The organism is Burkholderia territorii (assembly GCF_001718335.1).
In the GTDB taxonomy this organism is placed as follows: Bacteria; Pseudomonadota; Gammaproteobacteria; order Burkholderiales; family Burkholderiaceae; genus Burkholderia; species Burkholderia territorii.
On record NZ_CP013366.1, the window covers coordinates 617,964 to 643,336 of the forward strand.

The 25,373-nt window shown below is 66.9% G+C and carries 19 protein-coding genes; 15 read left to right on the plus strand and 4 right to left on the minus strand.

Annotation, left to right across the window (positions count from 1 at the left end; all coding sequences use genetic code 11):
* Positions 1-17 precede the first annotated feature (17 nt).
* The 4 genes from WS51_RS13605 to WS51_RS13620 all read left to right on the plus strand — a co-directional run bounded on the left by WS51_RS13605 (position 18) and on the right by WS51_RS13620 (position 3,534).
* On the plus strand, positions 18-572 hold the full coding sequence (locus WS51_RS13605; protein ID WP_059451967.1) for an LPS-assembly lipoprotein LptE: 555 nt from the start codon (positions 18-20) through the stop codon (positions 570-572).
* Positions 573-590: 18 nt separating this feature from the next.
* On the plus strand, positions 591-1,685 hold the full coding sequence (holA, locus tag WS51_RS13610; protein ID WP_059506918.1) for a DNA polymerase III subunit delta: 1,095 nt from the start codon (positions 591-593) through the stop codon (positions 1,683-1,685).
* A 137-nt stretch (positions 1,686-1,822) separates the two neighbouring features.
* On the plus strand, positions 1,823-3,094 hold the full coding sequence (locus WS51_RS13615; RefSeq protein WP_059506919.1) for a glutamate-5-semialdehyde dehydrogenase: 1,272 nt from the start codon (positions 1,823-1,825) through the stop codon (positions 3,092-3,094).
* Between the two features lie 17 nt (positions 3,095-3,111).
* On the plus strand, positions 3,112-3,534 hold the full coding sequence (locus WS51_RS13620) for a CopD family protein (RefSeq protein WP_155773597.1): 423 nt from the start codon (positions 3,112-3,114) through the stop codon (positions 3,532-3,534).
* 164 nt (positions 3,535-3,698) lie between these two features.
* Here the strand turns inward: WS51_RS13620 and WS51_RS13625 are convergent, their stop codons facing one another.
* Positions 3,699-4,547 carry a MurR/RpiR family transcriptional regulator gene (locus tag WS51_RS13625; protein WP_059451970.1) on the minus strand — a complete coding sequence of 283 codons (849 nt, stop codon included), beginning with the start codon at positions 4,545-4,547 and terminating at the stop codon, positions 3,699-3,701.
* Positions 4,548-4,840: 293 nt separating this feature from the next.
* Between WS51_RS13625 and edd the strand changes: the two genes are divergently transcribed.
* The 4 genes from edd (at position 4,841) to WS51_RS13645 (ending at position 9,443) form a co-directional block, all read left to right on the plus strand.
* Complete coding sequence (gene edd / locus WS51_RS13630) at positions 4,841-6,697, plus strand: phosphogluconate dehydratase (protein WP_069229315.1); 1,857 nt, start codon at positions 4,841-4,843, stop codon at positions 6,695-6,697.
* A 19-nt stretch (positions 6,698-6,716) separates the two neighbouring features.
* Positions 6,717-7,343: a bifunctional 4-hydroxy-2-oxoglutarate aldolase/2-dehydro-3-deoxy-phosphogluconate aldolase gene (gene eda / locus WS51_RS13635; protein WP_059451972.1), complete on the plus strand. Its 627-nt coding sequence runs from the start codon at positions 6,717-6,719 to the stop codon at positions 7,341-7,343.
* Between the two features lie 221 nt (positions 7,344-7,564).
* Positions 7,565-8,926: a GntP family permease gene (locus WS51_RS13640; protein WP_059451973.1), complete on the plus strand. Its 1,362-nt coding sequence runs from the start codon at positions 7,565-7,567 to the stop codon at positions 8,924-8,926.
* A 13-nt stretch (positions 8,927-8,939) separates the two neighbouring features.
* Positions 8,940-9,443 (plus strand): gluconokinase, encoded by a 504-nt coding sequence (locus WS51_RS13645; protein ID WP_059451974.1) that lies wholly within the window; start codon positions 8,940-8,942, stop codon positions 9,441-9,443.
* Between the two features lie 91 nt (positions 9,444-9,534).
* Here the strand turns inward: WS51_RS13645 and WS51_RS13650 are convergent, their stop codons facing one another.
* Entirely contained in the window at positions 9,535-10,182 is a 648-nt protein-coding gene (locus WS51_RS13650) for a TetR/AcrR family transcriptional regulator (RefSeq protein WP_059506922.1), read from the minus strand.
* 264 nt (positions 10,183-10,446) lie between these two features.
* Here WS51_RS13650 and WS51_RS13655 point away from each other — a divergent pair, with 264 nt between their 5' ends.
* Entirely contained in the window at positions 10,447-11,868 is a 1,422-nt protein-coding gene (locus tag WS51_RS13655; RefSeq protein WP_059506923.1) for an NAD(P)/FAD-dependent oxidoreductase, read from the plus strand.
* An 83-nt stretch (positions 11,869-11,951) separates the two neighbouring features.
* Here WS51_RS13655 and purB read toward each other — a convergent pair whose 3' ends face one another.
* A complete protein-coding gene (purB, locus tag WS51_RS13660) occupies positions 11,952-13,340 on the minus strand; it encodes an adenylosuccinate lyase (protein ID WP_059506924.1) in 1,389 nt (462 codons plus the stop codon).
* Positions 13,341-13,635: 295 nt separating this feature from the next.
* Between purB and WS51_RS13665 the strand changes: the two genes are divergently transcribed.
* The 6 genes from WS51_RS13665 (at position 13,636) to WS51_RS13695 (ending at position 19,520) form a co-directional block, all read left to right on the plus strand.
* Positions 13,636-14,589 carry a LysR substrate-binding domain-containing protein gene (locus tag WS51_RS13665; protein ID WP_059451978.1) on the plus strand — a complete coding sequence of 318 codons (954 nt, stop codon included), beginning with the start codon at positions 13,636-13,638 and terminating at the stop codon, positions 14,587-14,589.
* Positions 14,590-14,864: 275 nt separating this feature from the next.
* Positions 14,865-16,151: a Glu/Leu/Phe/Val family dehydrogenase gene (locus WS51_RS13675; protein WP_059451980.1), complete on the plus strand. Its 1,287-nt coding sequence runs from the start codon at positions 14,865-14,867 to the stop codon at positions 16,149-16,151.
* Between the two features lie 251 nt (positions 16,152-16,402).
* Positions 16,403-17,296, plus strand: a complete 894-nt coding sequence (locus WS51_RS13680) for a glutamate/aspartate ABC transporter substrate-binding protein (protein WP_059507003.1) — start codon at positions 16,403-16,405, stop codon at positions 17,294-17,296.
* Positions 17,297-17,380: 84 nt separating this feature from the next.
* Complete coding sequence (locus WS51_RS13685; RefSeq protein ID WP_059451982.1) at positions 17,381-18,121, plus strand: amino acid ABC transporter permease; 741 nt, start codon at positions 17,381-17,383, stop codon at positions 18,119-18,121.
* Positions 18,121-18,798 (plus strand): glutamate/aspartate ABC transporter permease GltK, encoded by a 678-nt coding sequence (gene gltK / locus WS51_RS13690; RefSeq protein ID WP_059451983.1) that lies wholly within the window; start codon positions 18,121-18,123, stop codon positions 18,796-18,798. The genes WS51_RS13685 and gltK overlap by 1 nt, the downstream gene beginning before the upstream one ends.
* On the plus strand, positions 18,795-19,520 hold the full coding sequence (locus WS51_RS13695) for an amino acid ABC transporter ATP-binding protein (protein ID WP_059451984.1): 726 nt from the start codon (positions 18,795-18,797) through the stop codon (positions 19,518-19,520). Before gltK ends, WS51_RS13695 begins: the two co-directional genes overlap by 4 nt.
* A gap of 139 nt (positions 19,521-19,659) precedes the next feature.
* On the opposite strand, the gene WS51_RS13700 is transcribed toward WS51_RS13695, so the two are convergent.
* On the minus strand, positions 19,660-24,912 hold the full coding sequence (locus WS51_RS13700; protein ID WP_069229317.1) for an autotransporter outer membrane beta-barrel domain-containing protein: 5,253 nt from the start codon (positions 24,910-24,912) through the stop codon (positions 19,660-19,662).
* Between the last annotated feature and the right edge of the window lie 461 nt (positions 24,913-25,373).

The following is a 25,373-nucleotide window of genomic DNA, read 5'->3' on the forward strand; positions in this document are numbered from 1 at the left end:
ACACAGAAGGAGCGAAGGTGATCCGCAGATCGTTTTTGATGCTCGCCGTCGGCAGCGCAGTCGCGCTGTCGGCATGCGGTTTCCAGTTGCGCGGCCAGCAGAACTACGCGTTCAAGCACTTGCTGGTGGCCGGTGCGCCGGCGCCGGTCGAGGCGCGCCTGGTGCGCCTCGTCGAGGCCGGCAGCGACACGAAGATCGTCAAGTCGGCGGACGACGCCGACGCCGTGCTGCGCATGTGGGAGTCGCGCGGGCAGAATACGCTGACGCTCAACAAGTACGGTTCGGCGCAGGAATATGCGCTTTTCTATACGCTGAACTACACGCTGACGAGCAAGGACGGCACCGTGCTGATTCCGCCGAGCGCGATCGCGCTGAACCGCGCGATGACGTACAGCGACCAGTACACGAACGCGAAGGCGCAGGAAGCCGACATCCTGTACGGCGACATGCAGAACGACGCGGTCGACCAGCTGATGCGGCGCCTCGCGATCGTCCACTCGCTGACGCCGGCGCCGGAGGACGTGGTGCCGGGCGTGTCGCCGCGCGCGCCGTTGCCGCCGCCGCCGCTCTGATCCCCCGCGCACGCACCGATGCAATTGCGACTTGATGCGCTGGAGCCGCACCTCGCGAAGGGGATGGCCGGGCTCTACACCGTCTACGGCGACGAGCCGCTGCTCGCGCAGGAAGCGTGCGACCGCATTCGTGCGGCCGCGCGCGCGGCCGGCTTCACCGAACGTTCGGTGCACACGGTCGAGCGCGGCTTCGACTGGAGCGTGCTGCTCGGCGCGACCCAGGCGATGTCGCTGTTCGGCGAGCGTCAGCTGATCGAGCTGCGCATTCCGTCGGGCAAGCCCGGCAAGGAAGGCGCCGACGCGCTCAAGACGCTCGCGGCAACGCCCAACCCCGACGCGCTGATGCTCGTCACGTTGCCGCGCCTCGACGCGGCAACGCAGAAATCCGCCTGGTTTACCGCGCTGCAGAACGGCGGCGTCGCGCTGAAGATCGATCCGGTCGACCGCGCGCAGTTGCCGAACTGGATCGGCCAGCGTCTGTCGATGCAGGGCCAGCGCGTCGCACCGGGCGACGACGGCCGGCGTGCGCTGCAGTTCATCGCGGAGCGCGTCGAAGGCAACCTGCTTGCCGCGCACCAGGAAATCCAGAAGCTCGGCTTGCTCTATCCGCAAGGCGTGCTGACGTTCGAGCAGGTGCACGACGCGGTGTTGAACGTCGCGCGCTACGACGTCTTCAAGCTGAACGAGGCGATGCTCGCGGGAGACGCCGCGCGGCTCGCACGAATGATCGATGGCTTGAAGGGCGAGGGCGAGGCGATCGTGCTCGTGATGTGGGCCGTCGTCGAGGAATTGCGCACGCTGTTGCGGATCAAGCGCGGCGCGGCGGCCGGCAAGCCGCTGGCCACGCTGCTGCGCGAGAACCGCGTGTGGGGGCCGCGCGAGCGGCTGATCGGCCCCGCACTGAGCCGCGTATCGGAAGCCGTGCTCGAGAAGGCGCTCGCGTTTGCCGCGAAGCTCGATCGGCAGGTGAAGGGGCTCGCGGCCGTCACGCCGGGCCGCCGCACGCAGGACGATCCGCCGCCCGATCCGTGGGACGGCCTGTTCCAGCTCGCGATGACGGTCGCAGGCGCCCGCGGCGAACGACCGCCGACCGCGGGCCGCGTGCGGCGTTAAGCCCTGTCCGGGGCTTCAGCGCACGCATCGCAACCCGCTTACAATGTTTCGATCGCCGGCGCGGCCCGCTTGCCGCCGCGCTTCACGCTTTCCACGAATTCACGCCGCGCCAAGCGGCTCGCTTTTCGAGTCACACGATGGATATCGATCAGTACATGACGGAGCTGGGCCGCCGTGCCCGGCACGCTTCCCGCGCGATGGCGCGCGCCAGCACTGCCGCGAAGAACGCGGCGCTCGACGCCGTGGCCCGCGCGATCGAGCGCGATGCGCAGGCGCTGAAGGATGCGAATGCACGCGACGTCGCGCGTGCCCGTGAAAAGGGGCTCGATGCAGCGTTCATCGACCGCCTGACGCTGTCGGACAAGGCGCTGAAGACGATGGTCGAAGGTCTGCGCCAGGTTGCGTCGCTGGCCGATCCGATCGGCGAGATCGGCAATCTCAAGTACCGTCCGAGCGGGATCCAGGTCGGCCAGATGCGCGTGCCGCTCGGCGTGATCGGCATCATCTACGAGTCGCGCCCGAACGTGACGATCGACGCGGCCGCGCTGTGCCTGAAGTCGGGCAATGCAACGATCCTGCGCGGCGGCTCCGAGGCGCTCGAATCGAACGCGGCGCTCGCGAAGCTGATCGGCGAAGGGCTCGAGGCGGCCGGCCTGCCGCAGGACGCCGTGCAGGTCGTCGCGACCGCCGATCGCGCGGCCGTCGGCAAGCTGATCACGATGACCGAATACGTCGACGTGATCGTGCCGCGCGGCGGCAAGAGCCTGATCGAGCGCCTGATCAACGAGGCACGCGTGCCGATGATCAAGCACCTCGACGGCATCTGCCACGTGTACGTCGACGATCGCGCCGATCTCGCGAAGGCGCTGACGGTGTGCGACAACGCGAAGACGCACCGTTACGGCACCTGCAACACGATGGAAACGCTGCTCGTGTCGAGCGGCATCGCGGCGACGCTGTTGCCGCCGCTCGGCAAGCTGTATCGCGACAAGGCAGTCGAGCTGCGCGTCGATGCGGCCGCGCGCGCGGTACTCGCCGATGCAGGCATCGGCCCGCTCGTCGACGCGACCGATGAAGACTGGCACACCGAATATCTCGCGCCGGTGCTCGCGATCAAGGTCGTCGACGGCCTCGACGCCGCGATCGAGCACATCAACCATTACGGCTCGCACCACACCGATGCGATCGTCACCGAGGATCACGACCGTGCGATGCGCTTCCTCCGCGAAGTCGACTCGGCGAGCGTGATGGTCAATGCGTCGACGCGCTTCGCGGACGGCTTCGAATTCGGCCTCGGCGCGGAAATCGGCATCTCGAACGACAAGCTGCACGCGCGTGGCCCCGTCGGCCTGGAGGGGCTCACGTCGCTGAAGTACGTCGTGCTCGGACACGGCGAAGGCCGCCAGTAAAGCGAGGCGCACAACCGATGGCAATGCTCTGGGTCAAGACGTTCCATATCGTTCTGATCGCCGCGTGGTTCGCGGGGCTGTTCTACCTGCCGCGCATCTACGTGAACCTGGCGATGGAGACCGATCCGGCCGCGGTGCGGCGCCTGTTGCTGATGGCGCGCAAGCTGTTCCGCTTCATGACGATGATCGCGGTGCCCGCGCTCGCATGCGGGCTGTGGCTCTGGCTCGTGATCGGCATCGGCCAGGGGCAGGGCTGGATCCACGCGAAGGTGACGGTCGTGCTGCTGCTCGTGATCTATCACGCGTACTGCGGGCATCTGCTGAAGGTGTTCGAGCGCGGCGAGAACAGGCGCACCGACAAGTGGTATCGCGTGTTCAACGAGCTGCCGGTGCTCGGCATGCTCGCGGCGGTCGCGCTGGTCGTGATCAAGCCGTTTTGAGCGGTGCGGCCGGCCAGGTGCGGCCGGCCAGGTGCGGCCGCTGCGGTTGCCCGCCGATCGATGCGCAACGGCGCCCTTCGGGGCGCCGTTGTTCGTTTACGCGCGAGTCATATGTAGAGCGACGCGCCGGATGCGCGCGCCGGTCGGGCGCCGCGCTTCGTCAGTCAATCCTTCGCGCCGTCGTCGATCCGGCGACGCGTGATCGCTTCCTTCGCACGGCCGACGCGCTCCATCAGCGCGGGCCCGCGCGACAGCGCAACGCCGACGGCGAGGATGTCGCCGATCGCGAGATGCGACATCCGCGACGTCATCGGCGAGAACACGTCGGTTTCCTCGGCCACGTTCGACGCGAGGCTCACCGTCGCGAGCTTCGCGAGCGGCGAGTGGCTCTGCGTGATCGCGACGACCTTCGCGCCGCACGCGAGCGCCGAGCGCGCGGCATCGACGATATCGCGCGTGCGGCCGGTGTTCGAGATCGCGACGACGACGTCGTGCGGGCCGAGCAGCGCCGACGACATCGAGAACGTGTGCGGGTCCGAATACGCGACGCTCGGCACGCCGAGCCGGAAGAATTTGTGCTGGATGTCCTGCGCGGCGATGCCCGAGCCGCCGGCGCCGTAGAACTCGATGCGCGACGCGTTCGACAGCAGTGCGATCGCCTCCGCCACGCTGCCCGCCGACAGGCTGTTGCGCACTTCGATCAGCGCGCCGATGGTCCGGTCGAACACCTTGCCGATGATGCCGGGCGCGGGCTCGTCGGGCTGGACGTCGCGATAGACCGACGACACGCCCGGCGCGACGCTCTGCGCGAGCCGGATCTTGAATTCGCGAAAGCCGCTGCAGCCGAGCGCCTGGCAAAAGCGCGCGATGGTCGGCTGGCTCACGCCGGCGCGGGTCGACAGCTCGGTCATCGCGAGGTCGAGCACCTCGCGCGGTGCGGCGAGAATGTAGTCGGCGAGCTTGCGCTCGGACGGGCGCAGGTCGGCGCGGATCGCTTCAATGCGAGGCAGCATGGGACGGCGAATGAAAATCGGGTTCGGATGAGCGAGTGTATCGCAATCGAATTGTAGAAAATCTACAAAGAAATGCTAGCTCAATCGCCGGTGATTTTCCGATTGGTGGCGGCTGTGGATTAGGGTTTTCACTAGGTAAAGCCTTGCTGGTGGCGGGAATAACGGTTGCGCGCATGTTGATTCGCATTGCGTGCTTGTAGTTTTTCTACTAGACTGGCTTCGTTCGTTCGACGTAGTCGACCGTCCCCACGATTCCAACCGCCGGTGTCGTCCGGCATACAGGAGCGCCCAGCATGACGTCGCTGCATCCCACCCTGGCGAAAGTCACCGAACGCGTGATCGCGCGCAGCCAATCGACCCGTTCCGCCTATCTGCAGCGCATCGACGGCGCGCAGGGCAAGTTCCCGGCGCGTGGCGCACTGTCGTGCGCGAACCTCGCGCACGGCTTCGCAGGCCTCGAAGGCAGCGACAAGTTCCAGATCAAGGCGATCCGCGAGCCGAACATCGGCATCGTGTCCTCGTACAACGAGATGCTGTCGGCGCACGCGCCTTACAAGGATTTCCCCGAGATCATCAAGGCGGCCGCGCGCGAGAACGGCGGCGTCGCGCAGTTCGCCGGCGGCGTGCCGGCGATGTGCGACGGCGTCACGCAGGGCAATCCCGGGATGGAGCTGTCGCTGTTCTCGCGCGAGGCGATCGCGATGGGCACGGCGATCGCGCTCACGCACAACATGTTCGACGCGGCGCTCTGCCTCGGCGTGTGCGACAAGATCGTGCCGGGCCTGCTGATCGGCGCGCTCCAGTTCGGCCATCTGCCGACGATCTTCGTGCCGGCCGGCCCGATGACGAGCGGCCTGTCGAACGACGACAAGGCGAAGATCCGCCAGCAGTTCGCGACCGGCCAGGTCGGTCGCGACGCGCTGCTCGAAGCGGAATCGGCCGCATATCACGGCCACGGCACCTGCACGTTCTACGGCACCGCGAACAGCAACCAGATGCTGATGGAACTGATGGGCCTGCACCTGCCGGGTTCGGCGTTCGTTCATCCGCACACGCCGTTGCGTGACGCGCTGACGGCCCAGGCCGCGCGCCGCGTGCTCGACCTGACGGTCGAGCGCGGCCAGTACACGCCGATCGGCCATGTGATCGACGAGAAGGCGATCGTCAACGGGATCGTCGCGCTGCTCGCGACGGGCGGCTCGACCAACCACACGCTGCACCTCGTCGCGATCGCGCGCGCGGCCGGCATCCTGATCGACTGGAACGATTTCGACGAACTGTCGGCGGTCGTGCCGCTGCTCGCGAAGATCTACCCGAACGGCAAGGCCGACGTGAACCATTTCCACGCGGCCGGCGGCGTCGCGTTCCTGGTGCGCAACCTGCTCGAAGGCGGGCTGCTGCACGAAGACGTGACGACCGTCGCGGGCAAGGGCCTGTCGCACTACACGAAGGAGCCGAAGCTGATCGACGGCAAGCTCACGTGGGTCGACGGCGCGGCCGAGAGCCACGACATGAAGGTGCTGCGCGGCATTCGCGACCCGTTCCAGCCGGACGGCGGCCTGCGCCTGATGCAGGGCCGGCTCGGCCGCGGCGTGATCAAGATTTCGGCGGTCGCGCCCGAGCACCGCAAGGTGAGCGCGCCCGCGATCGTGTTCGATTCGCAGGAAGCCGTGCAGGAGGCATTCGATCGCGGCGAGCTGAAGCGCGATTTCGTCGCGGTCGTGCGCTTCCAGGGCGCGCGCGCGAACGGGATGCCCGAATTGCACCGTTTGACGCCGCTGCTCGGCGTGCTGCAGGATCAGGGCTTCCACGTCGCGCTCGTGACCGACGGCCGCATGTCCGGTGCGTCGGGCAAGGTGCCGGCCGTGATCCACGTGTCGCCGGAAGCGCTGCTCGCCGGCCCGCTCGGCAAGGTGAAGACGGGCGACACGCTCGTGATCGACGCGGAAGCCGGCATTCTCGACATCGAAGTCGACGACGCCGAGTGGCACGCGCGCCCGGTCGCGCAGCCGCTGCACCAGGCCGACAACGAAACGGGTTTCGGTCGCGAACTGTTCGGCGTGTTCCGCGCGGCGGCCGCGCCGGCCGAGCAGGGCGCATCGGTTTTCGGGGCGCTGGTCGGCGAAGCGGCCGTCCGCGTCTCTGCATGAATTTCAAGGAGCGAATTTGATGAAGACGATTGCTGAAATCGTGAAGCTGGGCCCGGTGATTCCGGTGCTCGCATTCGACTCGGTCGAGCAGGGCGAACACGTGTCGCGCGCATTGCACGCGGGCGGCGTCAAGGTGCTCGAGATCACGCTGCGCACGCCGGCGGGCCTGGAGGCGATCCAGCGCGCGAGCCAGCTCGCGGACGACATCGTCGTCGGCGTCGGCACGATCACGAAGCCCGAGCACTGCGAGCAGGCGAAGCGCGCGGGTGCGAAGTTCGGCGTGTCGCCGGGCCTGACGAAGGACCTGCACCTCGCGTCGCTCGACGCCGGCCTGCCGCTGCTGCCGGGCGTGATGACGCCGAGCGACATCATCCAGGCGCTCGAATTCGGCTACGACATCGTCAAGTTCTTCCCCGCGCAGCAGGCCGGCGGCGTGCCGATGCTGCAGGCGTTCCACGGCCCGTTCCCGGCGCTGAAGTTCTGCCCGACGGGCGGCATCACGGTCGACACCGCGCCGAATTTCCTGAAGCTGCCGAACGTCGTGTGCGTCGGCGGTTCGTGGCTCACGCCGAAGGCCGCGCTCGCCGCGCAGGACTGGGCGGAAGTCACGCGCCTCGCGCAAGCCGCGAGCCAGCTGCACCGTTGATCCTTGTACGCAATGATGGTTTGACCCTCGGAAAGCAAGCGCTTAGTGCTTGTTTTACCGAGGGTTTTTGCTGATGGAACCGGTTCTATCCGCGAACCTTAAAGATAAGTAAAATTCAGCGTCCTGACGGGGTGGGTACCCCCCGTGTTTCGGAGACCTGCATAGCCGGGCATACTCGCAACCACTCGCCCGGTTTCGAACAATCCAAGGAGGAGTGCCACATGGGGGCTGTCCAAGGCAGCATGCTGCTCGTATTCACGCTGATCGCGATTGCCGCGCTGATCCTGATGATCGCGCGCTTCAAGATCTACCCGTTCCTGGTGCTGATCATCGTTTCGCTGGGGCTGGGTCTCGTCGTCGGCATGCCGATGGACAAGATCGTCAAGTCGTTCGAAACGGGCACGGGCGGCACGCTCGGCCACATCGCGATCGTCGTCGGCCTCGGCACGATGCTCGGCAAGATGATGGCCGAATCGGGCGGCGCCGAACGGATCGCGACCACGCTGATCGACTGGTTCGGTGAAAAGAACATCCACTGGGCGATGATGTTCGTCGCGATCATCGTCGGCTTGCCGGTGTTCTTCGAAGTCGGCTTCGTGCTGCTGATCCCGATCGCGTTCAACGTCGCGAAACGCACCGGCAAGTCGCTGCTCGTCGTCGGCCTGCCGATGGTGGCCGGCCTGTCCGTCGTGCACGGGCTGATCCCGCCGCACCCGGCCGCGCTGCTCGCCGTTCAGCAATACGGCGCCGATATCGGCAAGACGATCGCGTTCGGCCTGATCGTCGGCGTGCCGACCGCGATCATCGCCGGTCCGCTGTTCGCGCTGATGATCTCGAAGTTCGTGAAGCTGCCGGAAAACAACCCGCTCGCCGCGCAGTTCGTCGATACGCGCACGGACGGCCGCACGCGCGAACTGCCGGGTTTCGGCATCACGCTGTTTACGATCCTGCTGCCCGTCGTGCTGATGCTCGTCGGCAGCTGGGCCGATCTGGTGTTCGCGCCGAAGTCGCTGCCGAACAACCTGCTGCGCTTTGCCGGCAACTCCGACGTCGCGCTGCTGATCGCCGTGCTGGTGAGCTTCTTCACGTTCGGCAAGCTGCAGGGCTTCAACCGCGACCAGATCCAGAAGTTCTGCGGCGAGTGCCTGGCGCCGATCGCCGGCATCACGCTGATCGTCGGTGCGGGCGGCGGCTTCGGCGGCGTCCTGCGCGACAGCGGCATCTCGCAGCAGATCGTCGAGACCGCGAAGCACGCGCACCTGTCGCCGCTGCTGCTCGGCTGGTTCGTCGCGGCGCTGATGCGCCTGGCGACGGGCTCGGCGACGGTCGCGATGACGACGGCCTGCGGCATCGTCGCGCCGATCGCGGCGGCGTCGGGCGCGGCGGTTCGTCCGGAGCTGCTCGTGCTCGCGACGGGCTCGGGCTCGCTGATCTTCTCGCACGTGAACGACGGCGGCTTCTGGCTGATCAAGGAATATTTCGGGATGACGGTGGGCCAGACGTTCAAGACCTGGTCGCTGCTTGAAACCATCATCTCGGTGCTCGGTCTGAGCTTTACGCTGCTGCTGAGCCTGGTTTTGTAACAAGGGGTAGTCAATGATTCTGATCGCAATGGGCGTGTCGGGCGCGGGCAAATCGCGAATCGGCGAAATGCTGGCGGAACGCCTGTCGTGCAGCTATACCGACGGCGACGCGTTTCACAGCGCGGCGAACAAGGAAAAGATGCACAACGGCATTCCGCTGACCGACGACGACCGCTGGCCGTGGCTGCGCACGATTCGCGCGGCCATCGAGGAGAAGCAGCGTGCCGGCGAGACCGCCGTGTTCACCTGCTCGTCGCTGAAGCGGTCGTACCGCGACGTGCTGCGCGGTACCGACACCGACGTGCGGTTCGTGTATCTGAAGGGCACGTTCGAGGTGTTGCAGGAGCGCCTGAAGACCCGCACCGGCCATTTCTTCGATCCGTCGCTGCTGAAGAGCCAGCTCGACACGCTCGAGGAACCGGGCCCTGACGAAGCGATCGTGGTCAGCATCGAGTTGACGCCCGAACAGATCGTCGATGAAGTGATGACGAAGATCGGCCTCGCGCAGCAGCATTGAGCGCGGTTCGCGGCAATCGTCATGCAACAGCGGAAAAGGCGCCCCCCGGGGCGCCTTTTTCGTTGGCGGCGGCGTCAGCGTGAGGCGCTGCTCAGCTTGCGCGGGCGTACTGCGCGATGCCGTCGTGCAGCACCTCCAGCATCGTGTCGTGCACGGCCGCCGGGTCGAGTTGCGCATAGAGCGGGGCGGCCGATTTGACGAGCGGGTGCGCGGTGTCGGACAGCGCGTTCATTTCCGCGAGCTCGACCTCGTTCGCCGGCCGCGTGAGGCCGCCGGCCTCGGCGGCGGCGAGCCCGATCACGCTCGCATACCAGCCGACGCACAGCGACGGCAGTGCGCTGCGCGCAATGCCGGCATCGGCCAGCGCACGATGGACGGTCTCGATGTGCGCGAGATCGGCCGGCCCGGTGCTCATGTGACGCTGCAGCAGCGCGAACGCGGCGCGATGGCGCAGCGCGAGCGCGCGGTACTGGCGGGCGAGATCGCGCAGCCGCTCGCGCCACGGCAGCGAAGGGTCGACCGGCACGAGCGAGCGCGACAGCGCGTTCGCGATCGCGCGGCTCAGGCCCTCTTTCGACTTGAAGTGATACAGCACGCTCATCGGGTCGCAGCCGACCGACTGCGCGAGCTTGCGCACGCTGAACGCGGCTTCGCCGACCTCTTCGAGCAGTGCGAGCGCAGCCGCGACGATCGCGTCCTTGTCGAGGCCGCGCGGGCCTTGGGCGGGTTTGTCTTTCATGGAAGCGGGATGGCTGCCGTTGTAATCTTGACGAAAGCATATTCTACGCTGTAGAATTATTTCTGCGGTGTAGAAATTGGGTGTCCCGGCACCTTTCAATGCGTGCTTTCGCACGGTCCGGGATCCAGGCAGACACGAGCGTGCCTGCCGTCAACACGGGCCATCGCGCCCTTTATCTCGTTGACACCCAAGTGGAACCGGCTGCCCCACCCGCGAAGCCTCACGGCCCTTCGACAGGCGGCCCAAGACCATGCAAGTGCAATCATGACTTCCAATCACAAACCCCTGATCCAGGGAGAATCGCGTTTCGACCAGACGCAACTGAATATCGAAAAGGACAACTGGAACTGGTGCGAGCCGTCCCGCTACGACGGCGAGCGCCCGGCCAACTGGTACGAGGCGTCGTTGTCGCGCCATGAAAACAGCGCGCCGCTTGCGCACGACGCGGTGTGCGACGTGCTGGTGATCGGCGCGGGGCTGCTCGGCGCATCGGCCGCACTGCATCTCGCGGAAGCCGGCGTCGACACGATCCTCGTCGACAAGCATCACGTCGGCTCCGCGGCGTCGGGCCGCAACGGCGGCCAGCTCACGCCGGGCCTCGCGCGCTGGGAGGCGGCCGACATGATCGACCATCTGTCGCACGACGACGCGAAGCGGCTGTGGCGCTTCGCGTCGGTCGAATCGATGGATTTGATCGATGCGATCGGCGCGCGTTACGCGCTCGAGCTCGATCGCAAGCGCGGCCACGTCACGGCGGCGGTCCACCCGGGCCACATGAGCGCGCTGCTCGACGGCGCGGACGCACGCCGCCATCTTGGCGACGCCGGCGTGACGCTCGTCGGCCGCCATCAACTGCACGACGAATACGTGCGCTCGGGGCTGTATCACGGCGCGGCGATCGACGCGATCGGCGGCCAGCTTCATCCGCTCGCGCTGGTGCGCGGCCTCGTGCATGGCTTCCGGCTCAACGGCGGCGTGCTGCACGAGGGCACCGAGGTGCTGGAGCTCGACGAAACGCCCGCGGGCGTCGTCGCGACGACGCCGGGCGGCACAATCACCGCGCGCCGCGGCGTCGTGCTCGCGCTGCACAACACGACGTTCCGTCTGCTGGACGACGGCGCCGCGACCACCGTGCCGTTTTTCACATACGTGAGCGTGACGGCGCCGCTCGACGTCGACGTCTCGACCCTGATGCCGGCCGGCATGCCGGTGTACGACACACAGTTCCAGATCGACTACTACCGGCCGGTGCGCGGCAACCGCCTGCTGTTCGGCGGGCAGGGCACCGGCACGTGCTGGGCGCAGCCCGACGTCAACGCGTATCTGCTGACGCGGCTGAATTCGGTGTTCCCGCAAGTCGACGGCCGGTTCGCGCTCGACTACTGCTGGAGCGGCGTCAGCGATTTCACGCTGAACGGCGCGACCGACAGCCGCAAGACCGACGGCCGCGTGCCGATGTACATGGTGCAGGGCTGGAGCGGGCACGGCGTCGCGCAGACGGTGCGGATCGGCAAGGCGATCTGCGACGATTTCGTCGGACGCAACGACGATTTCTCGATGCTGACCGGCATCGACCACCGCGAGATTCCGCTCGGCCGGCAGTTGTCGCCGATCGCGATTCCCGCCGCGAAGGCGGCGATGAGCGTGATGACGGCGCTCAATCCGGGAAAGATGATCTCGTTCTGATCGGGCGGCGCCGATCGTCGGCCCGACAAACAAAAACGCCCGATGCACGATGCATCGGGCGTTTTGCGTTGGCGCGGCGGCGCTTACGCGATCCGCTTCGCGAGTTCGACGGCCTTGCCGATGTACGATGCGGGCGTCATCGCGAGCAGGCGGTCCTTGGCGTCCTGCGGGATCGCCAGCGTGCCGACGAATTCCTGCAGCGCCTCGCGCGTGATGCCCTTGCCGCGCGTCAGTTCCTTCAGCTGCTCGTACGGGTTCTCGATGCCGTAGCGGCGCATCACCGTCTGCACCGGCTCGGCGAGCACTTCCCAGCAGTTGTCGAGGTCTTCGTTCAGACGCTGCGGGTTCACTTCGAGCTTGTCGAGGCCGCGGATCAGCGAGTCGTACGCGAGCAGCGAGTAGCCGAGCGCGACGCCCATGTTGCGCAGCACCGTCGAGTCGGTCAGGTCGCGCTGCCAGCGCGACACCGGCAGCTTGTCGGCGAGGTGGCGCAGCGTCGCGTTCGCCAGGCCGAGGTTGCCTTCCGAGTTCTCGAAGTCGATCGGGTTGACCTTGTGCGGCATCGTCGACGAGCCGATTTCGCCGGCCTTCGTCTTCTGCTTGAAGTAGCCGACCGAGATGTAGCCCCACACGTCGCGGTCGAGGTCGAGCAGGATCGTGTTCGCGCGTGCGACCGCGTCGAACAGCTCGGCCATGTAGTCGTGCGGCTCGATCTGGATCGTGTACGGGTTGAAGGTGAGCTTAAGGCGGTTCTCGATTACGTCGCGCGAGAACGCTTCCCAGTCGAATTCCGGATACGCGGACAGATGCGCGTTGAAGTTGCCGACCGCGCCGTTCATCTTGCCGAGGATCTCGACCTTCTCGATGCGCGCGATCGCGCGCGCGAGGCGGGCGGCGACGTTCGCGAGTTCCTTGCCGAGCGTCGTCGGGCTGGCCGGCTGGCCGTGCGTGCGCGACAGCATCGGCTGGTCGGCCAGCGCATGCGCGAGCGCGACGAGGCGCTGGTGGACCGTGCGCAGCGCCGGCACGATCACGTGCTCGCGCGCGCCGGCGAGCATCATCCCGTGCGACGTGTTGTTGATGTCTTCGGACGTGCACGCGAAGTGGATGAATTCGCTGGCCTTCTCGAGTTCGGCCTGGCCCTTGACCGATTCCTTCAGCCAGTATTCGACGGCCTTCACGTCGTGGTTCGTCACGCGCTCGATTTCCTTGATGCGTGCGGCGTCGTGCGCGGTGAAGCGCTCGGCGAGCTGCAGCAGGAATTGTTCGGAGGCTTCCGAGAAGCGCGGGATTTCCGCGAAGCCGGCGCGCGACAGCGCGATCAGCCAGTGCACCTCGACGGTGACGCGGTGGCGCATGAAGGCGGCTTCGGAGAGCCAGTCGCGCAGCGCTTCGGTCTTGCTGGCGTAGCGGCCGTCGATGGGCGAGAGCGCGGTGAGGGCGAAAAGCGTATCGGGACGAGTGTCGGACATGGTCGGGCGTGGCCTTGGGGGCCGGTGCGAACGAGGGGGGAGAATCCGGCATTTTACCATTGGCGCGGGGCGATCCCGGCCGAACCGGCGCGACTGCCGCCGCCGTGGACGATCCGCACGGCATGCGGCGCCCGGGCGCGCGCAAGCGGCCTGCGGGCAGGCGCCGGCGCGGCTGGTGCGGTTCCGGTGCCGGTGGACGCCGCCCGGGCTACCGGAGGCGACCCGGACGGCCCGCCGCCCGCCGCCCGGTAGAATGCTGGCTTCCTCCCGACTGCCGCCCGCCGCGCCCGCCCGCATGGAACTGAAATGGCTCGAAGACTTCGTCTCGCTCGCTGAAACGCGCAGCTTCAGCCGCTCCGCCGAATTGCGGCACGTGTCGCAGCCCGCGTTCTCGCGGCGCATCCAGGCGCTCGAGGCATGGCTCGCGACCGAGCTGATCGATCGTTCGGTCTATCCGACGCGGCTCACGCAGGCCGGGCAGATCTTCTACGAGCAGGCGCTGACGATGCTGTCGCAGGCGCACGAGGCGCGCACGCTGCTGCGCGGCCACGTCGGTGCGCCGGTGCCGACCATCGAATTCGCGGTGCCGCACACGCTGTCGCTCACGTATTTTCCGCGCTGGCTGCAGCGGATCGAGGCGAAGATGGGGCAGGTCCACACGCGGCTGCGCGCGCTGAACGTGCACGACGCCGTGCTGTCGCTCGTCGAGGGCGGCTGCGATCTCGTGATGGGCTATCACCACCCGAGCCATCCGGTCGCGCTCGATCCGGCCCGCTACGACATGCTCGTGCTCGGCAGCGAGCCGATCAGCGCATTTTCGGCGCCGGGCCGCGCGGGCCGGCCGCGCTACACGCTGCCGGGCACGGCCGATGCGCGCGTGCCGTATCTGTCGTATACGCCGAACGCGTATCTCGGCCGGATGACCGAAGTCATCATCGCGAACGCGCCGACGTCGCTGTTCCTCGATCGCGTGTACGAGACCGACATGGCCGAAGGGCTGAAGGCGATGGCGCTTGCCGGCCACGGCGTCGCGTTCCTGCCGCACAGCGCCGTCGAGGACGCGGTGGCGAGCGGCCGCCTGATCCGGCTCGACCGGTCCGCGCGCGGCGGCACCCACCCGTTCACGCTGACGATGGAGATCCGCCTGTACTGCGACAAGCTCGCGCTGCAAGGCGACGATCCGCATCAGAAGCTCGTGCGCGCGCTGTGGGAAGTCGTGCGCGACGAGCTGCGCGAAACCGCCGGTTAACCGTCGGCGGTTAACCCGGCCGATCGTGCGAGCGGCTGACAACGCGCTTGCCGCGCTTGTCGGACGGCCGTCCGGCGGGCGTTCCGCGCATTTGCCCGACGATCCTTCGCCGACTCGATGCGCGCCCGATCGCGCGCGTTCTTGCGCAAATCGACCGCGGATTTGCGAAAAATCACGATCATGCAAGAAACGCATAATCGAATAAGCAAACGGCATTGGATAAAAAAAACGGGTTTTTCGACAATGTGCGCAATCCGTTGAACGTTGGAGCGTCCATGTCTTCGCAACTGCAGTCCATCCCGTCCTACCTTCATGCCGACGATCTCGGCCCGTGGGGCAACTACCTTCAGCAGGTCGATCGCGTCGCACCGTACCTCGGTTCGCTGTCGCGCTGGCTGGAAACGCTGAAGCGTCCGAAGCGCATCCTGATCGTCGACGTGCCCATCGAGCTCGACAACGGCACCGTCGCGCACTTCGAAGGCTATCGCGTGCAGCACAACGTGTCGCGCGGTCCGGGCAAGGGCGGCGTGCGCTACCACCAGGACGTGACGCTGTCGGAAGTGATGGCGCTGTCGGCATGGATGTCGGTGAAGAACGCTGCCGTGAACGTGCCGTACGGCGGTGCGAAGGGCGGCATCCGCGTCGACCCGCGCAAGCTGTCGCGTGGTGAGCTCGAGCGCGTGACGCGTCGCTACACCAGCGAAATCGGCATCATCATCGGCCCGAACACCGACATTCCGGCACCGGACGTCAACACCAACGAACAGGTGATGGCGTGGATGATGGACACGTTCTCGATGAACCAGGGCCAGACGTCGACCGGCGTCGTGACCGGCAAGCCGATCTCGCTCGGCGGTTCGCTGGGCCGCAAGGAAGCGACGGGTCGCGGCGTGTTCGTCGTCGGCTGCGAAGCGGCGAAGAAGAAGGGCCTGGAAATCGAAGGCGCGCGCATCGCCGTGCAGGGCTTCGGCAACGTCGGCGGCATCGCGGCGAAGCTGTTCCAGGAAGCGGGTTCGAAGGTGATCGCGGTGCAGGATCACACGGGCACGATCTACCAGCCGGCCGGCCTCGACGCGAACAAGCTGCTCGACCACGTCGCACGCACGGGCGGCGTCGCGGGCTTCGAGGGCGCGGAACCGATGCCGAACGACGAGTTCTGGACGGTCGAGACCGACATCCTGATCCCGGCGGCACTGGAAAACCAGATCACCGAGAAGAACGCGTCGAAGATCCGCACGAAGATCATCGTCGAAGGCGCGAACGGCCCGACGACGACGGCGGCCGACGACATCCTGAGCGCGAACGGCGTGCTCGTGATCCCCGACGTGATCGCGAACGCGGGCGGCGTGACCGTGTCGTACTTCGAGTGGGTGCAGGACTTCTCGAGCTTCTTCTGGACGGAAGACGAGATCAACCACCGTCTCGAGCGCGTGATGCGCGAAGCGTTCGCCGGCGTGTGGGCGGTCGCGGAAGAGCACAAGGTGTCGGTGCGTACGGCGGCGTTCATCGTTGCGTGCAAGCGCATCCTGATGGCGCGCGAAATGCGCGGCCTGTATCCCTGATCGGTCGTTGCCGATTCGATCGGCCGACTATGACGAAAGCATGACGCAATCCACCCGATTGCATGCATGAACCCTCGCGGGCGGTGCCGAATCCGGCATCGCCCGCGTGTGCATTCAGGCGCCGCGAGAGGGCGCCCGAAGCCGGGAGGACGGCTTCGTACACGACGATTCGTAGTGCGGTAAACAACCAGTACTTTCAAAAATATTACTTTGATACACTGGCGCGGGTTTTAGCCAAGGAGATGACCAAAATGAAATACCAGAAGGCAGTCCTGATGGTCGCGGCGCTTTGCGCGTTCGCGAGCGGCGCGCATGCACAGGAGACCGGCACGCTGAAGAAGATCAAGGACACGGGCGTGATCGCGCTGGGCCACCGCGAATCGTCGATTCCGTTCTCCTACTATGACCAGAACCAGCAGGTCGTCGGTTATTCGCGCGAATTCCAGATGAAGATCGTGGACGCGGTGAAGAAGAAGCTGAACCTGCCGAACCTGCAGGTGAAGAACATCCCGGTGACGTCGCAGAACCGCATCCCGCTCGTGCAGAACGGCACGGTCGACATCGAGTGCGGCTCGACGACCAACAACGTCGAGCGTCAGCAGCAGGCCGCGTTCTCCGACACGATCTTCGTGATCGGCACGCGCCTGATGACGAAGAAGGATTCCGGCGTGAAGGACTTCGGCGACCTGAAGGGCAAGACGGTCGTGACCACGGCCGGCACGACGTCCGAGCGCCTGCTGCGCAAGATGAACAACGACAAGCAGCTCGGCATGAACATCATCAGCGCGAAGGACCACGGCGACTCGTTCAACACGCTGGAATCGGGCCGCGCGGTCGCGTTCATGATGGACGACGCGCTGCTCGCGGGCGAGCGCGCGAAGGCGAAGCAGCCGGGCGAGTGGGTGATCGTCGGCACGCCGCAGTCGGAAGAGGCATACGGCTGCATGATGCGCAAGGGCGACGCCGACTTCAAGAAGGTCGTCGACGATGCGATCTCGCAAGTCGAGAAGTCGGGCGAAGCCGCGAAGATCTACGCGAAGTGGTTCGAGAACCCGATCCCGCCGAAGGGCCTGAACCTGAACTTCCCGCTGTCCGATTCGATGAAGAAGCTGTACGCGAACCCGAACGACAAGGCGCTCGACTGACCACGCGGCCGTTGAAGCAGAAATGACGCTACTGAAACGGAAGAGGCCACGCTTCTTCCGTTTCTTTTTGCTGGAGTCTTGCCCATGTCTTACCACTGGAACTGGGGCATCTTCCTGAGCCCCGTCTCGACCGGCGAGCCGACGACTTATTTCGGATGGCTGATGTCCGGCTTCTGGGTGACGATCGAGGTGTCGCTCGTCGCCTGGGTCATCGCGCTGATCGTCGGTTCGCTGTTCGGCGTGCTGCGCACGGTGCCGAACAAATGGCTGTCCGCGATCGGTACCGTGTACGTGTCGATCTTCCGGAACATTCCGCTGATCGTGCAGTTCTTCGTCTGGTACCTCGTCGTGCCGGAACTGTTGCCCGCGTCGATCGGCACCTGGATCAAGCAGTTGCCGCCGGGCACGCAGTTCTTCACCGCGTCGATCGTCTGTCTCGGCCTGTTCACCGGCGCGCGCGTGTGCGAACAGGTGCGCTCGGGGATCAACGCGCTGCCGAAGGGCCAGCGCGCGGCCGGCCTCGCGATGGGCTTCACGCAATGGCAGACGTACCGCTACGTGTTGCTGCCGGTTGCATACCGGATCATCGTGCCGCCGCTCACGTCCGAATTCCTGAACATCTTCAAGAACTCGGCCGTCGCGTCGACGATCGGCCTGCTCGACCTGTCCGCGCAGGCGCGCCAGCTCGTCGACTACACCGCGCAGACCTACGAGTCGTTCATCGCGGTGACGCTCGCGTACGTGGTCATCAACCTCGTCGTGATGGCGTTCATGCGCTGGATCGAAGGCCGCACGCGGCTGCCCGGCTACATCGGAGGCAAGTGATGCATCAGTTCGACTGGAGTAGTATTCCCGGCGCGATACCGACGCTGTGGTCGGGCGCGATCGTCACGTTCAAGATCACGCTGATCGCGATCGTCGTCGGCATTGTCTGGGGCACGTTGCTCGCGCTGATGCGGCTGTCGGGCGTGAAGCCGCTCGCGTGGTTCGCGAAAGGCTACGTCACGGTGTTCCGCTCGATCCCGCTCGTGATGGTGCTGTTGTGGTTCTTCCTGATCGTGCCGCAGGTGCTGCAGGGCGTGCTCGGGCTGTCGCCGACGATCGACATCCGGCTTGCATCGGCGATGGTCGCGTTCTCGCTGTTCGAAGCCGCGTATTATTCCGAGATCATCCGCGCCGGTATCCAGGCGGTGCCGCGCGGGCAGGTGAACGCCGCGTTCGCGCTCGGCATGAACTACGGGCAGGCCATGCGCCTCGTGATCCTGCCGCAGGCGTTCCGCGCGATGGTGCCGCTGCTGCTCACGCAGGCGATCGTCCTGTTCCAGGACACGTCGCTCGTGTACGTGATCAGTCTCGCGGACTTCTTCCGCACGGCCGCCAACATCGGCGATCGCGACGGCACGACCGTCGAGATGGTCCTGTTCGCGGGTGCATGCTATTTCGTGATTTGCTCGTTGGCGTCTGCTGTCGTCAAGGGTCTCCAGAAAAAGGTCACAAGATGATTTCCATCAAGAACGTTTCGAAGTGGTACGGCCAGTTTCAGGTCCTCACCGACTGCACGACCGAGGTCAAGAAAGGCGAGGTGGTGGTCGTGTGCGGTCCGTCCGGCTCGGGTAAATCCACGCTGATCAAGACCGTGAACGGCCTGGAGCCGTTCCAGCAGGGCGAGATCCTCGTGAACGGCCAGTCGGTCGGCGACAGGAAGACGAACCTGTCGAAGCTGCGCTCGAAGGTCGGGATGGTGTTCCAGCACTTCGAGCTGTTCCCGCACCTGTCGATCACCGAGAACCTCACGCTCGCGCAGATCAAGGTGCTCGGCCGCGGCAAGGACGAAGCGACCGAGAAGGGCATGAAGCTGCTCGATCGCGTCGGCCTGAAGGCGCATGCGCACAAGTTTCCGGGCCAGCTGTCGGGCGGCCAGCAGCAGCGGGTCGCGATCGCGCGCGCACTGTCGATGGATCCGATCGCGATGCTGTTCGACGAACCGACGTCCGCGCTCGACCCGGAGATGATCAACGAGGTGCTCGACGTGATGGTGGAGCTCGCGCAGGAAGGGATGACGATGATGGTCGTCACGCACGAAATGGGCTTCGCGAAGAAGGTCGCCCATCGCGTGATCTTCATGGACAAGGGCGCCATCGTCGAGGACGACCGCAAGGACGATTTCTTCTCGAATCCGAAGTCGGATCGCGCGAAGGACTTTCTCGCGAAGATCCTGCACTGAGCGATGTCGCGTCGCGCGCTTCGCGCACGCGGGAAGCGAAACCGCCCGGCCGAGCGCCGGGCGGTTTTTTTTCGCCGGTTGCCCGTCGCCGGTTGCCCGTCGGCCGCGGCTGGCGGCGGACGGATCCCGGCACCGCGCGTTACCAGCTGTAGCGGTAGCCGACCTGGCCGGTGACGCCGCGCCGGTAATCGCCGCCGATGTTGCGCGCGTATTTCACGTTCGCGTACAACTCGCCCGACTTGCCGAAGCCCGCGGTCACGCCAAGGCCGAGCTCGTACCACGTGCGGCCCAGGTGCGTCGCGAACGGCGTGCCGCCGACCACGGTCTGGCCCGGCGACAGGAAGTCGTGCAGCACGTCCGCCGTGAAGTACGGCGTCGCGGCGCCGCCGCCCGCGTTCGCGTCGAGGTTCGGCCGGAAGATGCGCACGCCGACGCGGCCGCGCAACGCATTGCTCGTCGTGCCCGACACGGCCGACACGTTGTCGTTGAAGCCGTTCAGCTTCAGATACTGATACATCAGCTGCGCCTGCGGCTCGACCGCGATCGGCGTGCCGCCGATCCCGAACGGCTTGCCGACCTCCTGCGACAGTGCGATGCCGAAGCCGTTCTGCGATGCGTCGTTGCCGTAGCCGTCGCGATAGCGGTTGCCGTAGTGCGTGACCTGGCCGACGCTGTCGAAGTAGGTGCCGTCGGCCAGATAGCGCGTCCAGTAGCCGCCGATGCTCTGCGCGTGCATCTCGACCGAGCCCGTCGACGTCGACAGTCCCGGCGTGCCGGCGCGTGCCATGTCGCTGAAGCTCGCGTTCGCGATGCCGATGCTTGCCGTCACGCCCGCATGCGTGCTGCCGCCGGCCGGTGCCTGATCGAGCGTCCAGTCCTTGCCGAATTGCGCGAAGAACGTGCGCTCGTCGGCCGCGAAGCGGCCCGCGTTCGCATCGAGGCTCTGCCCGCCGATGCGGCCCCACACGCCGTCGCGGTTGCCCGGCGCCTGCCTCTCGAGGTTGTAGATGTCGCCGACGCGCTCGTGCAGCTTGCCGAGCGTCGAGAAGCCGTAGTCCGCGTTCAGCAGCGGCGTCATCGCATAGCCTGCAACGCCCGGACGATAGGCGAGATTGCCGCCGTTGCCGTTTCCGCCGCCATCGCCGCCGCCCGACGGATGGACCGGATCGCCGGGATCCGTCGGATCGAGCTGCGAGCGCAGGTACCAGCCGTTCGCGTCGCTCTGGCCGCCGCGGTAGAGCCGGTATTCGTATGCGCCGGCCTGCACCGGGCCCGCGAGATGGAATGCCGATGCGGCAGTCGTGCCGCCGTTGGCCGTGACGACCACCGGAATCCCGTCGCCCGTGGTCTGCGCGCCGGTGCCGGCCGTGTTCGCGATCTTCAGCCCCGTCGTGCCGGTCGCGGTGCCGCCGTTCACGATCAGCCGATCGGTCGGCGATGCGTCGGCGCCGAGGAAAGTGTTCAGCGCGATCGTGCCGCCGTTGCCGACGTAACTGCCGGTCGTCAGCGTCCGGTAGCTGCCTGCCGCCGTCGGCGCGCCGGACGGCGCGGCGAATGCGACCAGACCTGCGTTGTTCAGGCTGCTCAGCACGGAGCTGCCCGTCATGTGCCACGTGCTGGTGGCGTCGACGTTCAGCGCGACCGGATCGATCTTGCCGGTGAGGGTCGTGCCGTTCGTCAGGAACACGTTGCCCGTGCTCGACGCGTCGGACACGATGTCGCCGGCGAGATTCACGGCCGATGCGGTGAAGGTCGCGGTGCTGCCGTTCGCGAGATCCAGCAGCGTGCCGTTGCCGGCCGTCACGACGGTGCCGTTGCGCACCGCGATGTCGGCCGTGCCGCCGCGCGCGGCGAACGCCGGCCCGGCGACGGACGCGACGCTGCCGCCGTCGACGAGCACCGCGCTCGTCGCGCCGGTCCCGAGCGTGTCGGTGCTCAGCACGCCGGCCGTCGCGCCCTTGAGCGTCGTGCCGGTCAGTGCGAGCACGCCGCCGCCGTCGACCGTCGCGCCGTTGCCGGCCGCGCTCGCGATCGATGAACCCGTGTCGCCGATGCGCCCGCCGTTCTGCGCGACGACGCCATCGGCCGCCGCGCCCGCCGTCGAAACCTTCACGCCCGACAGCAGCGCGGTCGCGCCGCTGCCGGCGACGACCGCATGCGCGCCCGCGCCCGTCGTCGCGACGGTCGTGCCGTTGGCGGCCAGCGTCGAATCCGCACCCGTCACGAACAGGCCGCGCGCGTTGTCTCCGGCAGTGCGCACGGCGGTCGCCGCATCGGTTGCGATGCGTGCGCCGGCGCCCGTCGACGACAGCCCGTCGGCGCCGTTGCCGGCCGTACCGATCTGTGTGCCCGACAGCACGATCGTCGTGCTGGTGCCGAGGTTGTCGATGCCCTTGCCGCTGCCGCCCGTCGCGATCGACGTCGCGCCGGCTGCGATGCCGCCGCCCGACACGGTCGAGTCGATCAGCACGCCGTCGGCGCTTCCGTTCGCGACCACCGTGCCCGCGCCCGACAAGGCAACCGACGCGCCGCTGCCCGTGAGGTGCACGCCGGCGATGCCGTCGTCGGCCTCGATCGTGCCCGCGTTGGCCAGCGTTGCCGACGCGCCCTGCACGAGCGCGCCGGTGCCGTTGGATACGCGGATCGCCGACGCGTTGTTCACCGTGCCGAGCGTGCCGACCACGACGCCGGTCGAGCCGGCGCCGGTCAGCAGCACCGTATTGCGGTTCTCGAGCGTGCCGAGGTTTTGCGCGACGAAGCCCGTCACGCCGGCCGTCGACGATGCGACCGCCGCGTTGTTGGTCAGCGTCGTCGCGACCGGCGTCCCCGCGTTCGCGCCGGTGAGGGCGTGCGCCTGGCCGTCGACGGTGCCCGCGGTCGCGCCGGTCGCATTCAGGTCGATGGTTGCGCCCGAGTCGATCGTGCCCGTCGCGCCGCCTTCGACCGCGACGGCGATGCCGTTCGCGCCGTTGACGTTGTACGTGGCGTGGCCGGTGGACAACGTCGTGCCGGCACCCGTCGCCAGCACGCCGCGCGCGCGCTGGCCGTTCACGTCGGTCGTCAGCGTGCCGGCCGCCGACGCGCCCGTATAGGTCGCGCCGCCCGCGATGCGGAACAGCGTCGAATCGTCGGTGTCGACGCTCAGGTGCCGCGCGGCGACGTTGATCGTCGAGCCGGCGCCGTATGCGTAGAAGCCGATCTGGTTCGTGCCCGACATGAAGGCGGGCACGGCGTTGGCACCGACGTCGATCGTCGCGCCCGAGCGCGCATGGACGCCGATCGCGCCGTTGCCGGTCAGGTTGAGCGCGCCGTCGACCGTGGCCTTCGCACGCGGCCCTTCCGCCCACACGCCGTAGTTGCGCGTGTCCGACGCCGGATCGAGACCGCCGGCCACGTTGATCGTGCCGGTCGACGTCGCGGCCGTCGCGGTCGCGCCGGTGCCGATCACCATGAGGCCGATGCCGTTCACGCCGTTCAGCGTGATCGTGCCCGTGTTGATCACGGTCGCGGCCGAGTTCGCCGCGAGCATGCCGACGTTGGCGAACGGCGTGCCCGCTGCCGCACCGTTCACGGCGATCGTGCCCGCGTTGAGCAGCGTGCCGGACGACGAGCCGATGCTCGCCATCCCGGCGCCGTTTTGCGTCTGCGAGCCGATCACGATCGAGCCGAGGTTGCTGGCCGTGCCCGATGCACCGAGCAGGATCCCGTACGAATGCGCGGCCAGCGCGACGTCGTTCGTCGCCGCTCCCGGCCCGTACTGGGCCGCGCGGCCGAGATAGATCGTGCCGCCGGCCGCGTTCGCGAACGTGCCGCCGGCCGCGAAGCCGCCGATCACCTGGCTGTCGAGCGTCGTCGCGTTGACGCCGACGTTGATCGTGCCGGCGTTCGACGCGTTCGCACCGCTCGTCACGGCCACCGCGTAGTTCTGCAGGTCCGGGCGGTTGCCGTCGAGCGTCCATGCGCCGACGTTCATCACGCCATTGTTGACGAACGAGGTGCCCGTGCCGCTCGCGTACACGCCGTTGCCCTCGGTGTACGCGTGGAAGCCGAAGTTGTCGGGCGGCGCGCTGCTGCTCGTGTCGACATTGTCGCCGGACGCGTAGCCGGACGAGATCGTGCCGTTGTTTACGCCGCTCGCGCCGCTCAGCAGGCGCACCAGCGTGAAGTCGCCCGACAGGCGGCCGTCGTTGACGAAGTGCGCGCCGTTTTCCGCGAGGACGGCCGAACTCGACACGATCGTGTCGGTGCCGCGGAAGTCGATCTGGCCGTCCTTGCCGATCTGCAGCGTCGCGTTCGCGCCGGTGCCGTGCATGGCCGACAGATGATCGATCGGCAGCGTGTTCTTGTCGCCGGCGGACACGTGGTTCGCGTACTGGAAGGTTTCCTGCGAAAACGTGACGGCCTGGCTGAACGCGGTGTCGTACGCGGCCTGCGAGCCGAGTGCGCCGCTCTGGATGGAGCGCACCAGGAAGTCGTTGTACGCGGCGAGCGACGCGGCGTCGGTGACGGTCCACGTGCTGCCGTCGAACGCGGTGAAGGTGCCCGCGTAGGCCGGCACGTCGAGCTGGAGATTGCCGACGGCACCGCCGTTCGCGAGATAGTCGCCGGTGCCGAGCCAGACCTGGTTGCGCGAATTCCAGTTGACGACGCTCTTGGCCGTGCCGGTGCCGTCCGCGAAGGTGAGGTCGGTCTGCTTCGGCGCGATCGAGATTGCGTTGCCGGGCGCGTCGGGCGCATTCGCGGGATTGCCGATCGATACGTTGAGCGTGCCGCCGGTGTTGTCGACGGTGCCGATCCGCAGGTTCACGTACTGGTTGCCGTTCACGTCATGGTAGACGGGCACGTTGGTCGAACCGGCCGTCGACGCGGCGAACGCGGACGAGTTGTACGTGGCGATCGCCGCATGGGTGCCCGTGATCGTGTCGGGCGTGCTGACGCTTTGCGTCTTGCCGCCGAGCGACAGCAGCGGCTGATTCGGGTTGCCCGACACGATGGTGGTATTGCCGATCGGCGTGAGCGTATAGCCGGGGTCGCCGGCGGCGCCGGTCCATGCACCCGTCACGCCGATCGTGTCGCCGCCCGACACGGTCGTGGCACCGGCCAGGTTGTCGTTGACGGTCGGGCCGACGCTGCCGAGCGCGCAAGTGCCGCCGCTTGCGACCGCCGAGCCGTTACCGCAGGTCGACGCGTACGCCGAGCCGGCCGACAGCGCGGCCAGCGCGGCACCGAGCGCGGCGACGCGCAGCGGCGAGCGGAGGATCGCCGTGCGGCCGGCACGGCGGCTTGCGGCCGATTGGCTGCCCGCACGCTTGCCGCGCGCGCGGGCCGTCTCCGCAACCGCGATCCAGCACCCGGCGGCTTCGCTCCATATCGATCGAAATGAATGATTCACGACAAGCCCCTCTTTCTTTTTTTGAAGTGGTATTCGCCGTAGTCGGCGAATGCGCATTCCACGGTGATGCGGGGTTCGAATGGACGCGCGGCAGCCGTGGCTGCGGGGAGTGCCAATCGGGATTCGTTACACCGAAGATGGGGTGAGTCTACTGATCGACGGGGAGGTCGATTTTTGAAAAATCAAGATGTGTGGGGATGGTAACGGTATTGGGCGGTATTTCTGGATTCTGTGGTTAATCGAACTGAAAGCCTTGGTGGGCGCGGCTTGGCAGGGTTCTCTATAGATCGGGCGGAATCGTCCGGTCGGTGGGTTAGCGCACGGTCGGTGGTTGGTTCGTGCTTTAAAATATGGTTTCCGGATTATCCGCTTTCGATCGGGATTTATTGTTTTTTTGCCGGTGAATTATTTTCGCTCGAAAATTAATAAAATAAAAGCGGGCGTTGCCTGGCGATAATCGC

What these genes read in the sequence shown, in the direction of transcription:
- holA (WP_059506918.1), top strand. Translation starts at nt 591, where the DNA reads ATGCAATTGCGACTTGATGCGCTGGAGCCGCACCTCGCGAAGGGGATG.
- WS51_RS13615 (WP_059506919.1), top strand. Translation starts at nt 1,823, where the DNA reads ATGGATATCGATCAGTACATGACGGAGCTGGGCCGCCGTGCCCGGCAC.
- WS51_RS13620 (WP_155773597.1), top strand. Translation starts at nt 3,112, where the DNA reads ATGGCAATGCTCTGGGTCAAGACGTTCCATATCGTTCTGATCGCCGCG.
- WS51_RS13625 (WP_059451970.1), bottom strand. Translation starts at nt 4,547, where the DNA reads ATGCTGCCTCGCATTGAAGCGATCCGCGCCGACCTGCGCCCGTCCGAG.
- edd (WP_069229315.1), top strand. Translation starts at nt 4,841, where the DNA reads ATGACGTCGCTGCATCCCACCCTGGCGAAAGTCACCGAACGCGTGATC.
- eda (WP_059451972.1), top strand. Translation starts at nt 6,717, where the DNA reads ATGAAGACGATTGCTGAAATCGTGAAGCTGGGCCCGGTGATTCCGGTG.
- WS51_RS13640 (WP_059451973.1), top strand. Translation starts at nt 7,565, where the DNA reads ATGGGGGCTGTCCAAGGCAGCATGCTGCTCGTATTCACGCTGATCGCG.
- WS51_RS13645 (WP_059451974.1), top strand. Translation starts at nt 8,940, where the DNA reads ATGATTCTGATCGCAATGGGCGTGTCGGGCGCGGGCAAATCGCGAATC.
- WS51_RS13650 (WP_059506922.1), bottom strand. Translation starts at nt 10,182, where the DNA reads ATGAAAGACAAACCCGCCCAAGGCCCGCGCGGCCTCGACAAGGACGCG.
- WS51_RS13655 (WP_059506923.1), top strand. Translation starts at nt 10,447, where the DNA reads ATGACTTCCAATCACAAACCCCTGATCCAGGGAGAATCGCGTTTCGAC.
- purB (WP_059506924.1), bottom strand. Translation starts at nt 13,340, where the DNA reads ATGTCCGACACTCGTCCCGATACGCTTTTCGCCCTCACCGCGCTCTCG.
- WS51_RS13665 (WP_059451978.1), top strand. Translation starts at nt 13,636, where the DNA reads ATGGAACTGAAATGGCTCGAAGACTTCGTCTCGCTCGCTGAAACGCGC.
- WS51_RS13675 (WP_059451980.1), top strand. Translation starts at nt 14,865, where the DNA reads ATGTCTTCGCAACTGCAGTCCATCCCGTCCTACCTTCATGCCGACGAT.
- WS51_RS13680 (WP_059507003.1), top strand. Translation starts at nt 16,403, where the DNA reads ATGAAATACCAGAAGGCAGTCCTGATGGTCGCGGCGCTTTGCGCGTTC.
- WS51_RS13685 (WP_059451982.1), top strand. Translation starts at nt 17,381, where the DNA reads ATGTCTTACCACTGGAACTGGGGCATCTTCCTGAGCCCCGTCTCGACC.
- gltK (WP_059451983.1), top strand. Translation starts at nt 18,121, where the DNA reads ATGCATCAGTTCGACTGGAGTAGTATTCCCGGCGCGATACCGACGCTG.
- WS51_RS13695 (WP_059451984.1), top strand. Translation starts at nt 18,795, where the DNA reads ATGATTTCCATCAAGAACGTTTCGAAGTGGTACGGCCAGTTTCAGGTC.